Source organism: Pseudomonas cannabina (genome assembly GCF_900100365.1).
Taxonomy (GTDB): domain Bacteria; phylum Pseudomonadota; class Gammaproteobacteria; order Pseudomonadales; family Pseudomonadaceae; genus Aquipseudomonas; species Aquipseudomonas cannabina.
This window is the reverse complement of sequence record NZ_FNKU01000001.1, coordinates 602,915-616,972: the sequence shown is the minus strand read 5'-3', so window position 1 is coordinate 616,972 and position 14,058 is coordinate 602,915. Positions and strand designations below refer to the sequence as shown.

16 protein-coding genes are annotated in these 14,058 nt (G+C 56.5%); 2 read left to right on the top strand and 14 right to left on the bottom strand.

The genetic code is table 11. The annotated features are described in order from the left end of the window. Position 1: 1 nt before the first annotated feature. The 10 genes from tolA to BLT55_RS02900 form a co-directional block, all read right to left on the bottom strand. Positions 2-1,072 carry a cell envelope integrity protein TolA gene (gene tolA, locus BLT55_RS02945; RefSeq protein WP_007250212.1) on the bottom strand — a complete coding sequence of 357 codons (1,071 nt, stop codon included), beginning with the start codon at positions 1,070-1,072 and terminating at the stop codon, positions 2-4. Next, on the bottom strand, positions 1,072-1,536 hold the full coding sequence (tolR, locus tag BLT55_RS02940; RefSeq protein ID WP_002554654.1) for a protein TolR: 465 nt from the start codon (positions 1,534-1,536) through the stop codon (positions 1,072-1,074). Before tolR ends, tolA begins: the two co-directional genes overlap by 1 nt. Positions 1,537-1,550: 14 nt before the next feature. Then, positions 1,551-2,246 carry a protein TolQ gene (gene tolQ, locus BLT55_RS02935; protein WP_055000654.1) on the bottom strand — a complete coding sequence of 232 codons (696 nt, stop codon included), beginning with the start codon at positions 2,244-2,246 and terminating at the stop codon, positions 1,551-1,553. Next, positions 2,236-2,703 (bottom strand): tol-pal system-associated acyl-CoA thioesterase, encoded by a 468-nt coding sequence (gene ybgC, locus BLT55_RS02930; RefSeq protein WP_055000653.1) that lies wholly within the window; start codon positions 2,701-2,703, stop codon positions 2,236-2,238. The genes tolQ and ybgC overlap by 11 nt, the downstream gene beginning before the upstream one ends. A 134-nt stretch (positions 2,704-2,837) precedes the next feature. Continuing rightward, positions 2,838-3,899: a Holliday junction branch migration DNA helicase RuvB gene (gene ruvB / locus BLT55_RS02925; protein ID WP_055000652.1), complete on the bottom strand. Its 1,062-nt coding sequence runs from the start codon at positions 3,897-3,899 to the stop codon at positions 2,838-2,840. Next, positions 3,900-4,508 carry a Holliday junction branch migration protein RuvA gene (ruvA, locus tag BLT55_RS02920; protein WP_007250209.1) on the bottom strand — a complete coding sequence of 203 codons (609 nt, stop codon included), beginning with the start codon at positions 4,506-4,508 and terminating at the stop codon, positions 3,900-3,902. A 106-nt stretch (positions 4,509-4,614) separates the two neighbouring features. Continuing rightward, positions 4,615-5,139, bottom strand: coding sequence for a crossover junction endodeoxyribonuclease RuvC (gene ruvC, locus BLT55_RS02915; protein WP_003364732.1), 525 nt, complete (start codon positions 5,137-5,139; stop codon positions 4,615-4,617). 131 nt (positions 5,140-5,270) lie between these two features. Continuing rightward, on the bottom strand, positions 5,271-6,017 hold the full coding sequence (locus tag BLT55_RS02910; protein ID WP_055000651.1) for a YebC/PmpR family DNA-binding transcriptional regulator: 747 nt from the start codon (positions 6,015-6,017) through the stop codon (positions 5,271-5,273). Between the two features lie 117 nt (positions 6,018-6,134). Further along, positions 6,135-7,910: an aspartate--tRNA ligase gene (gene aspS, locus BLT55_RS02905; RefSeq protein ID WP_055000650.1), complete on the bottom strand. Its 1,776-nt coding sequence runs from the start codon at positions 7,908-7,910 to the stop codon at positions 6,135-6,137. 311 nt (positions 7,911-8,221) lie between these two features. Further along, positions 8,222-8,563 carry a ribbon-helix-helix domain-containing protein gene (locus BLT55_RS02900; protein WP_055000657.1) on the bottom strand — a complete coding sequence of 114 codons (342 nt, stop codon included), beginning with the start codon at positions 8,561-8,563 and terminating at the stop codon, positions 8,222-8,224. A gap of 53 nt (positions 8,564-8,616) precedes the next feature. Here BLT55_RS02900 and BLT55_RS02895 point away from each other — a divergent pair, with 53 nt between their 5' ends. After that, positions 8,617-9,594: an IS5 family transposase gene (locus BLT55_RS02895; protein WP_007247761.1), complete on the top strand. Its 978-nt coding sequence runs from the start codon at positions 8,617-8,619 to the stop codon at positions 9,592-9,594. 655 nt (positions 9,595-10,249) lie between these two features. Here BLT55_RS02895 and BLT55_RS02890 read toward each other — a convergent pair. Together BLT55_RS02890 and BLT55_RS02885 are read right to left on the bottom strand one after the other, a co-directional pair. Beyond that, on the bottom strand, positions 10,250-10,723 hold the full coding sequence (locus BLT55_RS02890) for a Dps family protein (protein ID WP_024644441.1): 474 nt from the start codon (positions 10,721-10,723) through the stop codon (positions 10,250-10,252). 388 nt (positions 10,724-11,111) lie between these two features. Beyond that, positions 11,112-12,089, bottom strand: a complete 978-nt coding sequence (locus tag BLT55_RS02885) for an IS5 family transposase (RefSeq protein WP_007247761.1) — start codon at positions 12,087-12,089, stop codon at positions 11,112-11,114. 313 nt (positions 12,090-12,402) lie between these two features. Here BLT55_RS02885 and BLT55_RS34385 point away from each other — a divergent pair, with 313 nt between their 5' ends. Beyond that, positions 12,403-13,011 carry a cold-shock protein gene (locus BLT55_RS34385; RefSeq protein WP_042913110.1) on the top strand — a complete coding sequence of 203 codons (609 nt, stop codon included), beginning with the start codon at positions 12,403-12,405 and terminating at the stop codon, positions 13,009-13,011. Between the two features lie 90 nt (positions 13,012-13,101). Here the strand turns inward: BLT55_RS34385 and BLT55_RS02870 are convergent, their stop codons facing one another. Beyond that, positions 13,102-13,308 (bottom strand): SlyX family protein, encoded by a 207-nt coding sequence (locus BLT55_RS02870; protein WP_007250202.1) that lies wholly within the window; start codon positions 13,306-13,308, stop codon positions 13,102-13,104. Positions 13,309-13,310: 2 nt separating this feature from the next. Further along, positions 13,311-13,736, bottom strand: coding sequence for an HIT domain-containing protein (locus BLT55_RS02865; protein WP_007250201.1), 426 nt, complete (start codon positions 13,734-13,736; stop codon positions 13,311-13,313). Positions 13,737-14,058: the final 322 nt, after the last annotated feature.

The window sequence follows — 14,058 nt, the reverse complement described above, 5'->3', positions numbered from 1 at the left end:
ATCACAAGGCTAGATCTCCAGGTGTGAATGTCATCTTGAATGAACGATAGGGAGCGAAGTCAGCCGGCTTCAGACCCTGCATTTCTGTCAAACGTCCAATGTTCTTCACCGCTGCAACCGCAGAGCTGTCGAACGGCCCGTCGCCACTGGACTTGGCAATCGATACAGAGGCAATGGTGCCGTCGGGCAACATCCCGATCTGCAACGTTACCGACATGTTGTTACGCGCCGATGGAGGACGACTCCAGCCTTCGGATGCTCGAACACGAATCAGGTCATCGAAACTACCAGCCGTCTCGTCGCCCCGCTCGTCTGCCAGAGCCTGTTGCCGCTCCGGTTTGTCGGAGAGCAGATCGGCCAATGCTTGCGCCTTCTTGTCTTCGGCGGACTTGCGAGCTGCTTCCTGCGCCTTCTTGGCGGAATCGGCAGCGGCTTTTTTCTTGGCGTCCTCGGCAGCCTTTTTCTTGGCGTCTTCTGCGGCCTTCTTCTTGGCCTCATCAGCAGCCTGTTTCTTGGCTTCCTCGGCAGCAGCTTTCTTGGCGTCTTCCTCGGCTTTTTTCTTCGCCTCGTCTTCGGCCTTTTTCTTGGCTATGTCAGCCAGCTGCTTTTCTTCGACTTTTTTCGCGTCAGCGACCTTCTTGGCTTCGTCGGCTTTCTTGGCATCGTCGGCCTTTTTAGCCTCCTCTGCCTTCTGCTCGGACTTCTTGGCCTCCTCAGCAGCCTTCTGGTCTTCGGCTTTTTGAGCCGCTTCTTCTTTCTTTTGTTCCGCAGCTTTCACAGCTTCCTGTTTGAGCTGCTCGATCTTTTTCTGCTCCAGCTGTTCGACTTCAGTCTGTCGCGCAGCAGTTTTCTTCGCCTCACCGGCAATCTTCTGGTTGGTCTGGGTTGTGGCCTGGCTCTTGGACTTGAGCTGGTAGAGCGTTGCCTGAACGATAGGCTTGGCTTCGGGCAAATCCGGAGTCATGGCAAAACTGACGAACAGCATGCCGAAAATCAGGATGTGCAATGCCACGGCCCAGACACTGGGCCAGAAGTAGCTTTCCGAGGCGGACGGCTCTCGAATCGGCTGCATCAGGGTGCCTCGGTAATCAAGCCAACATTCCCGACCCCGGCTTTCTGCAGCCCACCCATCGTGCCCATGACCGAACCGTAATCGACGGTCTTGTCACCACGAATGAAAACTTGCGTCTGCTTGCCTGCATCACGACCGGCAGCGACGATTTTGGTCACCGCCGCAGTCAATTGCGGCAGGGTCATTGCCTTGTCCATCTGCTTGTCGGTATCGACTTCGCTGCCAAGGTTCCAGTAATAGGTCTTGTCAGCCTTGATCGAAATGGTCAGGACCTGATTGTTGTTGTCTTGCGGCAAAGCCTCGCTGGAGACCTTGGGCAAGTCGACCTTCACGCCCTGGTTGATCATGGGAGCCGTGACCATGAAAATCACGAGCAGCACCAACATCACGTCGATGTAGGGCACTACGTTCATTTCGGCAACCGGCTTGCGTTTCCTGCGACGATCTCGAGCGATTAAAGCCATGGGGAATTACCTGCTCACTCTTCGCTGGTGTGCACTTTACGGTGCAGGATGGCCTGGAACTCGTCAGCAAACGTGTAGTAGCGGCTGATCAAGGTCTCACTGCGCGCGGCGAAACGGTTGTAGGCAATAACGGCCGGGATAGCTGCAAACAGGCCGATGGCCGTTGCAATCAGTGCCTCGGCGATACCCGGCGCAACAGTAGCCAGCGTCGCTTGCTGGGCAGTTGCGAGGCCGCGGAAGGAGTTCATGATCCCCCACACAGTACCGAACAGACCGACATACGGACTGGTAGAGCCGACTGTTGCCAGGTAAGGCAGACCGGCTTCGAGCTTCTCTTCCTCGCGGGAAATGGCAACACGCATGGCGCGCGCCACACCTTCCATGACGGCATCAGGATCGACGCCGGACTGCTGACGCAGACGGGAGAATTCCTTGAAACCGGCACGGAAGATCTGCTCGACGCCCGAGTCCGGATCAGGATTGCTGACTGCCTGACGGTACAGTTTCGACAGGTCGATGCCGGACCAGAAGCGCTCTTCAAAGCTGTCCAGTGCACGCCGACCTGCACGCAGCATGTTGCTGCGCTGAAAAATCACGATCCACGAGGTGACCGAAGCGGCCACCAGAATCAGCATCACCAACTGAACAACAATGCTGGCATTGCTGACCAAACTCCACATGGAGGAATGGTCGACGACGTTAGCTTCCACGCTTTATCTCCTGCTCTGAATGTATGCCCGCGCCGCTCTGGTCGGCAAGGGCCGCTCGCAAAGCTTCGGGAATGGCCCGGGGTTTAAAACTATCGGCGCGTACACACGCCACCAGGAACTGCCCTTCGCAGAGCAGCGCTGCATCTGACGCCCGCCTGATCTGCTGTGTATACCGCAGGCTGACGCGGTTCAATTCGGTTACTTCTGCACTGACAAGCAGCTCGTCATCCAGCCGCGCCGGCTTGTGATAACGCGCCTCACTGGAGTGCACGACAAATAAAAGGTTTTCCTGCGCCAGTTCGGACTGGGCAAACCCCAGATCCCGTAGCCGCTCGGTGCGAGCCCGCTCCATGAATTTCAGATAATTGACGTAGTAGACGATGCCGCCAGCATCGGTGTCCTCGTAATAAACGCGACAGCGATGTGCAAACGACTGAACCCCGTTTTGCGCGCGCATACTCTAGTGCTTACTCCTCAGGTTGCCAATCGGGTCAGGCAACTGTTTTTCAACGTATTGCCACTTGTTTACCGGTATCGGCCGCAAGACTGGCATTGTGACCACGCCAGACAGGAATAAATTGCAAACCATTGCTATAAATCCGCAGGATCATCGACAAAATCGTCCGCGACAGGCATCTCGCCCATTTTTGCAGGAATGTTCAGCCCGAAATGCAGATACGCATGACGGGTGACCACGCGCCCGCGAGGTGTGCGCATGATATAGCCTTGCTGGATCAAATAGGGCTCCAGCACGTCTTCAATTGTGTGACGCTCTTCGCTGATGGCCGCCGCCAGGCTGTCGACACCCACCGGACCTCCATCGAACTTTTCGATCATGGTCAGCAGCAGACGTCGATCCTGATGATCGAAGCCGTGCTCATCGACATCCAGCAGGTTCAACGCCTTGTCAGCCGTCTGCCGGGTAATCTGGCCATTGCCACGCACTTCGGCGAAATCCCGCACGCGGCGCAACAAACGATTGGCAATTCGTGGCGTGCCACGTGCACGCCTGGCAATCTCGAATGCGCCTTTGGGCTCGATGACCAGACCGAGAATACCTGCCGAACGCGACACGATGGTCGACAGATCAGCAATGTTGTAGAACTCGAGACGCTGCACGATGCCGAATCGGTCACGCAGCGGATTGGTCAGCATGCCGGCACGCGTGGTCGCGCCCACCAGCGTGAATGGTGGCAGATCGAGCTTGATGGAGCGCGCTGCGGGACCTTCACCGATCATGATGTCGAGCTGAAAGTCTTCCATGGCCGGATAAAGTACTTCTTCGACGATCGGTGACAGCCTGTGAATTTCGTCGATGAACAGCACATCGTTAGGTTCAAGGTTGGTCAGTATGGCAGCCAGGTCTCCGGGCCGCTCCAGCACCGGGCCCGAGGTGCTTTTGATCGACACGCCCATTTCCTGGGCGATGATGTTGGCCAGCGTGGTCTTGCCCAGGCCGGGCGGGCCGAAGATCAGCGTATGGTCCAGCGCCTCGCTACGGCCACGGGCAGCCTGAATGAACAACTCCATCTGCTCGCGCACCGTCGGCTGGCCGATATAGTCTGCCAGGCTCAGCGGGCGAATGGCGCGATCCATCTGCTCATCGCGATCACGGCCCCCAACGGCGGTTATCAGGCGGTCGGCATCTATCACTTAACCCATCCCCTTCAACGCACGACGAATCAGATCTGCACTGCTCAAGTCTTTTTCCTTGATGGCGGAGACAGCCTTGCTGGCCTCCTGAGGTTTGTAGCCCAGCGAAATCAGCGCACTGACCGCATCCGACTCGGCCGATGCCACTGGCTCAAGCTGGTTGGGGCCACTGGAAACCAGCGCAAAGGTGCCTGGCAACGACTCCCAGGCCTTGAAACGGTCCTTGAGCTCGACCAGCAATCGCTCGGCGGTCTTCTTGCCAACACCGGGAATGCGGGTCAGCGCTGAAGTATCCTGCGCCTGAACACAGCGCACCAGCTCATCGACTTCCAGGCCGGACATCAGCGCCAGCGCCAGCTTGGGCCCGACGCCGTTCAAGCGGATCAGCTCGCGAAACAGCTCGCGCTCGCGTTTTTCATAAAAGCCGTATAGCAGGTGCGCATCTTCGCGGACCACCAGATGGGTATGCAACGTCACAGGCTCGCCAACATGCGGCAGCCGGTACAGCGTCGTCATCGGCACTTCCAGCTCGTAGCCGACACCGTTAACGTCCAAAACCAGATGCGGAGGCTGTTTTTCAGCCAGAAAACCGCGTAAACGTCCAATCACGTTGCAAATCCTTTCGTTTTGCCAGTCGCTTGCGCAAAGAAGTGGGATACAGACATCACAGCAGCCAACCGACCCGCAAGTAAAAATATGCGTAAAAATGATGCCATCAGAGACGCAACCGTCCACCACGACTGCGCGCTGTACCCAACCCATGCGGAATCAGGCTGGAACGTGTGTGCGCGTGACACAGTGCAATGGCCAGCGCATCGGATGCGTCGATCTGTGGTTTCTGAGTCAATTTGAGCAAATGCATGACCATCATCATGACCTGCTCTTTGTTGGCACCGCCGGTTCCTGCGACAGCCTGCTTGACCTGAGTGGCGGTATACTCGGCGATCTCTAGCGCCTCCTCGGCACCGGCCACGATGGCCGCCCCCCTTGCCTGCCCCAGCTTCAAGGCAGAATCGGCGTTGCGCGCCATGAACACCTTTTCGATACCCATGGTAACGGGACCGTAGGTCTTGATGACCTCTCTGACACCACGATAGACAATCTGCAGACGCTCATGCAGTTCGCCGCTACCGGTGCGAATACACCCCGAGGCTACGTAAACGCAGCCACGCCCGGTGTCGCGCACCACGCCATAGCCGGTAATTCGCGAACCGGGGTCGATACCAAGAATAAGAGTCATAACGCCTGCAGCTTGAGGAAATCATGCAAAAACGATGTATGCAGCATAAAGGCAGAAGCCGGAGGCCGATAGCTGCGTGATGACCACGGCCTCGTCCCTCCGGCTTCTGACACGGTACTGCATGTGGGCTGTCAGCCCAGTTGCTCCATGACTTCGTCAGGGATTTCTGCGTTCGAATAGACGTTCTGCACGTCATCCAGGTCTTCGAGCATGTCGATCAGCTTGAGCACCTTTTCAGCCGTTTCCAGATCGAGCACAGCGCTGGTCGTCGGCAACATGACGATTTCCGCATCTGCTGCATTGAAGCCCGCAGCTTCCAGCGCGTTGCGCACCGCATAGAAACCGGAGAACGACGTGAACACATCAATCGAGCCGTCTTCATTGGTCACGACGTCGTCAGCATCGGCTTCCATGGCGGCTTCGATCAACGCATCTTCGTCGACACCTGCGGCAAAGGATATCTGCCCCTTGCGATCGAACAGATAGGCAACCGAGCCATCGGTACCAAGATTGCCACCACACTTGGTGAACGCATGACGGACAGCGGCGGCAGTACGATTGCGGTTATCCGTCATGGTTTCAACCATGACTGCCACGCCGCCAGGGCCATAACCTTCATAACCCAGCTCTTCGACGTCATCGCCGTCGGACGCACCCACGCCACGCGCCACTGCGCGATCAATGGCATCGCGGGTCATGTTGGCGCCCAACGCCTTGTCCAGCGCCAGTCGCAGACGCGGGTTGGAACCCGGATCGCCACCGCCTTGACGGGCAGCAACGGTCAGCTCACGAATCCACTTGGTGAAAATCTTGCCTTTTTTGGCATCCTGACGCTCTTTGCGGTGCTTGATGTTCGCCCACTTAGAATGACCTGCCATTTTTCGCTCCGGATTCTTTTGAAACACTTTCACCTTTCGCCGATGACCAGCATGGCAAAAAGCTTCACTCGATAAGGGGTAAATGCAGGGCGTATCACTTATACGCCCTGCCCGACATCACTCGGCCTTTGGCTGCTCGCGCAGACGGATGTGCAATTCACGCAATGCCTTGGCATCGACGACACCAGGCGCCTGGGTCATGACATCGGCCGCGCTCTGGGTTTTCGGGAACGCAATCACTTCACGGATCGACTGCGCGCCGGTCATCAGCATGACCAGACGGTCGAGACCGAATGCCAGGCCACCGTGCGGCGGTGCACCGTACTTCAAGGCATCGAGCAGGAAGCCGAACTTCTCCTGCTGCTCGTCTTCGGCGATGCCCAGCAGACGGAATACCGCCTGTTGCATTTCCTTGCGGTGGATACGGATCGAACCGCCACCCAGCTCGGTGCCGTTGAGGACCATGTCGTAAGCACGGGACAGCGCCGTTGCCGGGCTGGCCTCCAGCTCTTCAGGCGTGCACTTGGGTGCCGTGAAGGGGTGGTGCAATGCGGTGAAACTGCCGTCTTCGTTCTCTTCGAACATCGGGAAGTCGACGACCCACATCGGAGCCCATTCGCACGTGTGCAGCTTGAGGTCGTTACCGATCTTGATGCGCAACGCGCCAAGGGCCTCGCTGACGATCTTGAACTTGTCGGCGCCGAAGAACACGATGTCGCCATCGACAGCACCCACGCGGTCAAGAATGACGTTGAGGTTTTCTTCAGGGATGAACTTGACGATCGGCGACTGCAAGCCTTCCGGCCCTTTCGCACGCTCGTTGACCTTGATGTAGGCCAGGCCTTTGGCACCGTAGATGCTGACGAACTTGGTGTAGTCGTCGATCTGGCTGCGCGCCATGCTCGCAGCACCCGGTACACGGAGCGCGGCAACACGCCCTTTCGGATCGTTGGCCGGGCCGCTGAACACCTTGAATTCGACGCCGGTGAGCTGATCGGCGACGTCGACCAGTTCCAGCGGGTTACGCAGGTCTGGCTTGTCGGAACCGTAGCGGCGCATGGCCTCTTCGAAGGTCATGTGCGGGAATTCGTCGAACTCCAGGTCGAGGACTTCCTTGAACAACTGACGAACCATCTTCTCGGTCAGACCGATGATGTCTTCTTCGTTGAGGAAGCTGGTCTCGATGTCGATCTGGGTGAATTCCGGCTGGCGGTCGGCACGCAGGTCTTCATCGCGGAAGCACTTGGCGATCTGGTAGTAACGGTCGAAGCCGGCCACCATCAGCAGTTGCTTGAACAACTGCGGCGATTGCGGCAGTGCGAAGAAACTGCCCGGGTGTGTGCGGCTAGGGACCAGATAGTCACGAGCGCCTTCCGGTGTGGCACGGGTCAGGATCGGCGTCTCGACATCGAGGAAGCCGTTGTCATCCAGGTAGCGGCGGATGCTGGTCGTGATGCGCGAGCGCAGACGCAGCTTTTCAGCCATTTCCGGACGACGCAGGTCGATGAAGCGATAGCGCAGACGGGTTTCTTCGCCTACGTCGGAATATTCGTTTAGCGGGAACGGCGGGGTCTCGGACTCGTTCAGGACTTCGAGCTCATAACCCAGAACTTCGATGGCGCCTGACGCCATATTAGCGTTCACGGCGCCAGCAGGACGGGCACGGACCTTGCCGACGACCTTGACGACGTACTCGCTACGAACACGGTCAGCCGCAGCAAAGCTGTCTGCGCGATCAGGGTCGAACACTACCTGAGCCATGCCTTCACGGTCACGGATATCGAGGAAAATCACGCCTCCGTGGTCACGACGACGGTGGACCCATCCGCAAAGGGTAATTTCCTGGCCTTCCAGACTCTCGTTCAGTTGGCCGCAATAATGGCTGCGCATCATGATGGTGTTTTCACTTCTCGTAATTCGAAATTCGGTGGGGGCTTTCGCTCCTGGCTTGCGCCCGGCAGTGCAAGGCATTGGCAAGAAGCCAGGGCCAGCCTTGGCTCGCGCAGATTCGCGCAGCGTCACGCCCTTCAGCAAGACGGGAGATTATATAGAGTAAATTGACACCGTGCAGCCGAGAGAACCTATCCGGCCCGGATAAGTTCGCCACTGACCTGCATCAAGGCGATCAGCTTGCGAGCAAAAAACTGCAGGCACGCCCGGGTCTGTTCCCAGGGCATGCCTGCCTGAATGAGATAGGCAAGGACCTAGGCGTGGGTAATGCCCACCGGGTCAGCCTTGAGCAAATGCGCGACACAGACCACACGAATCAGACCACTGAAGTTCTTCACCCCGCCGTAGCGCAGGTGGACCTCTCTGTCTATGTGGGACAGCACGGTATTAACGGAGCACTCATTGGAGCTTGCTATACCGGAAAGAATATTCCAGTACACTTTTTCCAGACGCAGGCAAGTGGCCAGGCCATTTAGCCTGACCGATTTGGAATGAGGCTCCGCCAGCATCATATTGAAATCTTCGACAAAAGGATCGTGGCGTATTTCCACCTCTCGACTTAAGGAGGCGCTGCAAAAATAGCCAACTGTCCCCACCCTTGGCACACTAAGTTCCTTCAACAGCCTCCCTCTCCGTGAGCGTTACGCGCGTGCAGAAGACCTTCTCCGAACTCGAATATACCGGCAAGAAAAAGCAGACTCGCCGAGATCGCTTCCTGGCTGACCTTGAACAGTTGGTGCCCTGGGCCCTGCTGGAGGCGCAAGTGGCGCCGTTTTATAGCAACACCGCAGGCAAGCGCGGACGCCCTGCGATAGGGGTGTCGCGCATGTTGCGCATGTACGTCGTGCAGCAGTGTTTCGGTTTCTCCGATGAAGGTTGCGAAGATGCCGTCTACGACAGCCAGGCCATCCGCGGTTTTATGGGTATCGACCTGGGTCGCGAGTCTGCACCGGATGCCACCACCTTGCTGCGTTTTCGCCGCTTGCTGGAAGTCCATCAGCTAACCCGGCTGCTGTTTGAAACGATTAACCAGCATCTGGCCAGCCGGGGGCTGCTGCTCAAGGAAGGCACTATCGTCGACGCTACTCTGATCGCCGCGCCGCCCTCGGTCAAGAACCGAGAAGGCAAGCGTGATCCTGAGATGCATCAGGCCAGGAAAGGCAATCAATGGCACTTTGGGATGAAGGCCCACATTGGTGTAGACGCCACGTCGGGGCTGGTGCACAGCGTAGTAGGGACGGCCGCTAACGTGGCGGATGTCACCCAGGTTGGCCAGTTGCTTCACGGTGACGAAACCTATGTTTCGGGTGACGCTGGATACACCGGTGCGGCCAAGCGACCGGAGCATGCTGAACGGGACGTTATCTGGTCGATTGCAGAACGGCCAAGCAGTTACAAGCAGCACGGCGAAGGCAGCGTGCTGTATCGGGTCAAGCGCAAAATTGAATATGCCAAGGCGCAACTGCGTGCCAAGGTCGAGCACCCCTTCCAGGTAATCAAGGTGCGCTTCAATCATCGCAAGGTTCGCTACCGTGGGCTGGAAAAGAATACAGCGCAGTTGTTCAGTTTGTTTGGGTTGGCCAATCTGATGCTGGCCAAGCGGTATTTACAACAGACGGCAGGATAAATCCGTCTGAAAGGCGGGACTGGCCCGCCTTTCAGCAAAATGAGGGCAGAAATCTGCTCGAGAAACGTAAAATAAGGCCGACAGGTTGAAAAAAACCGGCTTGGAAATGGGGACGGTGCGAACGGGTTAATTGTTCAGCGTCTCCTTAAGGAGCCGCTGATTTATTCGATTTTTCGTCCCTGCAACGCTCTGGAGGCCTTGATTTATCTGGGGGCAACAGCTGGGTTTTAGAATAAATCAGCGTCTCCTTAAGGCTTTCATCTCATGATCAATGTCTCGAACCCTCACAGTAGCCACCCTTGAATTAATGAATTTAAGATTCACAAAAGAAATATTTAAAAATAAATAAACACGCTATCTATAAAACCGTATCCGGAATCTTATATCCAGCAGGGCGCGCACCTTGATACTGTAGGATATGGCTACAGAACTGAGCGGAATAGAGTTTCTTATTGAAGAGATAGCGGACGTCAACGTCAGAGAATTATTGTGTAGCGGGCCATTCAGCGACTAAAGCAAAGGGTGGTTGCAACCTGATTGAGAGGCGCCAGAAGCCAGCAGCGCCAGCTGAAAGCCTGGCAAAGCGTGCGCCCGGGCGGGCAACGCGGACACCTGAAAACAGGCGAGCGACCGTTGCGGCCACTCGCCCTGAACGTTACTTGGACTCGAGCATCGAGCGCAGCATCCAGGCTGTTTTTTCATGCACCTGCATGCGTTGCGTCAACAGGTCGGCGGTCGGCTCATCACTGACCTTATCAAGAAGAGGAAAGATACTACGAGCAGTGCGGACTACGGCTTCTTGACCCTGGACCAGACTTCTGATCATATCTTCAGCACTGGGCACACCCTCTTCTTCCTTGATGGAAGACAGGCGAGCATACGTCGAGTAAGTACCCGGGGCCGGAAAGCCCAATGCACGAATACGTTCGGCAATAGAGTCGACTGCAAGTGCCAGTTCGTTGTATTGCTCTTCAAACATCAGATGCAGTGTGCGAAACATTGGCCCACTGACGTTCCAGTGAAAGTTATGAGTCTTGAGGTAAAGCACATAAGTATCCGAGAGCAGATGCGAAAGACCGTCCACGATCGATTTGCGATCTTCTTCACTGATACCGATATCGATTGCCATGTTTCATGCCCTTTTGGTGAGGATTGAAAATTACTGACGACCCCTACTCTATCAAGAGAACCGCAGCGGCGCAGCTTTCCGTCGTGCCAGGCTACCGGCGGGCACTGCCGGATGAAGATCTGGCAGCGCAATGGCCGACCAGAGCGCACCCACCTGCGTACACATTCCGGGCACATCGTGAGGAACCCCCCGATCCCTGGCTGGAGCGCTCTGGCCCGGCGGCTACAGAGGCAGCGTCGCTAAGGAGACGCTGAACAATTAACCCGTTCGCACCGTCCCCATTTCCAAGCCGGTTTTTTTCAACCTGCCGGCCTTATTTTACGTTTCTCGAGCAGATTTCTGCCCTCATTTTGCTGAAAGGCGGGCCAGTCCCGCCTTTCAGACGGATTTATCCTGCCGTCTGTTGTAAATACCGCTTGGCCAGCATCAGATTGGCCAACCCAAACAAACTGAACAACTGCGCTGTATTCTTTTCCAGCCCACGGTAGCGAACCTTGCGATGATTGAAGCGCACCTTGATTACCTGGAAGGGGTGCTCGACCTTGGCACGCAGTTGCGCCTTGGCATATTCAATTTTGCGCTTGACCCGATACAGCACGCTGCCTTCGCCGTGCTGCTTGTAACTGCTTGGCCGTTCTGCAATCGACCAGATAACGTCCCGTTCAGCATGCTCCGGTCGCTTGGCCGCACCGGTGTATCCAGCGTCACCCGAAACATAGGTTTCGTCACCGTGAAGCAACTGGCCAACCTGGGTGACATCCGCCACGTTAGCGGCCGTCCCTACTACGCTGTGCACCAGCCCCGACGTGGCGTCTACACCAATGTGGGCCTTCATCCCAAAGTGCCATTGATTGCCTTTCCTGGCCTGATGCATCTCAGGATCACGCTTGCCTTCTCGGTTCTTGACCGAGGGCGGCGCGGCGATCAGAGTAGCGTCGACGATAGTGCCTTCCTTGAGCAGCAGCCCCCGGCTGGCCAGATGCTGGTTAATCGTTTCAAACAGCAGCCGGGTTAGCTGATGGACTTCCAGCAAGCGGCGAAAACGCAGCAAGGTGGTGGCATCCGGTGCAGACTCGCGACCCAGGTCGATACCCATAAAACCGCGGATGGCCTGGCTGTCGTAGACGGCATCTTCGCAACCTTCATCGGAGAAACCGAAACACTGCTGCACGACGTACATGCGCAACATGCGCGACACCCCTATCGCAGGGCGTCCGCGCTTGCCTGCGGTGTTGCTATAAAACGGCGCCACTTGCGCCTCCAGCAGGGCCCAGGGCACCAACTGTTCAAGGTCAGCCAGGAAGCGATCTCGGCGAGTCTGCTTTTTCTTGCCGGTATATTCGAGTTCGGAGAAGGTCTTCTGCACGCGCGTAACGCTCACGGAGAGGGAGGCTGTTGAAGGAACTTAGTGTGCCAAGGGTGGGGACAGTTGGCTATTTTTGCAGCGCCTCCCTAAAGTGAACGCTGACAGCAGCAAAACACTCCGGTCGTCATCAATTGCTGATTTGAGTAGCATCAGGCTTTGCTGTTAAATACAGGCCGTGTCGCCAATGAGTTGCCATCCAGCGTTGGCGCATAGGCTGGCCAAACGTTCGTGCATCACGCCTCCTCTTGTTCTGAAGCGTACCGGGCGTTACCCGCTATTTCTTGTAATCCTTCTTGCATGTGAGCTTTTTAAAATGTTGAAAATCGTCCATCTGGTAACGGGAGCGGCAGCCTTGCTGCTTTCTTTCATACCTAGCCTGCGCAGTGAAACCCTGTCTCCCTACCTGCAACAGCCCGATGCACTTGGTCTGGCTTTTTTCGGGTTGCTCAACCTGGTACTCGCTCCGGTGATTCCTTATTGGAACCGAGGCCCACGGCATAATCTGCAAAATCTGGTCAGCGCTCTACTCGTCATTGCTGTCGTCATACAAACCCTGGTGTTGCTCGTTCCACTGCCATTCATCGCAGGCCAGCCGGCCATTATGGTGAGCCTGATTATTGCGGTTGTGGCCGTTGCATTGCACCTTGCAGTCAGTTTTTACAGGTCTTACTCACCAGCGCCTGCTGCTCAAAGCCATGACATGGGCAATCGCGATACAGGCACCGTGAAGTGGTTCAACACATCCAAAGGCTTCGGCTTTATTTCCCGGGATTCGGGCGACGATATTTTTGTGCATTTTCGTGCCATTCGCGGTGAGGGCCACCGTGTACTGGTCGAAGGCCAGCGTGTCGAATTCTCCGTAATGAACCGAGACAAAGGCCTGCAGGCCGAAGACGTCATTGCAGCGCTGCCGCGTCGCTGATTCGTCTGAGGCACGTTCGTTGTTGTAACAAGCCGATGTAAAAAAATCGCGACGCCCTTACGGACGCCGCGATTTTTTTATGCAGCCAGATCAATAGTGAGGTGGCGGTGCCTCTTCTTCGAATGTTTCAAACTGACTGCCCATTTCCTCCTGACGCTTGAGCATCGCAGCCATTTGCAATTGCAGACGGTCCAGCTCACGACGTTGCGTCACCAGCACATCATTGAGTGCCTGAATGGTGTCGTCCTGAAACGCCATGCGGCTTTCCAGCTCCATGACTCGCTCATCAAGGTTCATGATCATTCCTCCTCGAATCGAAAATCAGTAGCCAACAATGGCTTGAGTTGCCGCCGGATTTCGGCGAACTGCTCATCAGTATAGGCAAGCGCAGGATGCTTGCCCCACACCGGCGCAGGCCAGGCGACATCCGAGCGCTTGCGCACGATGACATGCATATGCAGTTGGCTGACCACGTTACCCAACGCCGCAACGTTAAGTTTATCCGCGGCAAACGCCTCTTTCAGCACCCTCGACAGCTCGGTTGTCTCTTGCCACAGCGTGAGCTGATCAGCAGCCTCAAGCTGAAAGATTTCACTGATATCGGCGCGACGCGGCACCAGGATGAACCATGGATAATTCGCATCGTTGGACAGCAGCAGTCGGCACAGGGGGAAGTCGCCAATCGGCAGGGTGTCTTGTTGAAGACGTGAATCCAGAACGAACACGATAAATAGCTCCTGATGCCAAATGAATATCGACCAGCCCACCACTGGCGGGCCGCAGCGCAACACTTGAAGGATACGCGCGATCAAAGGCCGCTTCATCCCCAAACCGTTCCGCGCACCAGCATGCAGCCCGCCTGACTGCAAACGCACCGAGTTGACGCCCGTTTGTACCATCGCAGAGCCGCAAAAAAAGCGTTGGCAGGTAGCCCATTCCGGAAAAGACGGCTCAAGTACATGAAAATGAAACAACCTGGTGCCCACCATAGGTTTGCCCGCAGGCAACGCTCCAGGTTCAGGCATTCGCGACGCGGGTTGCACCAAA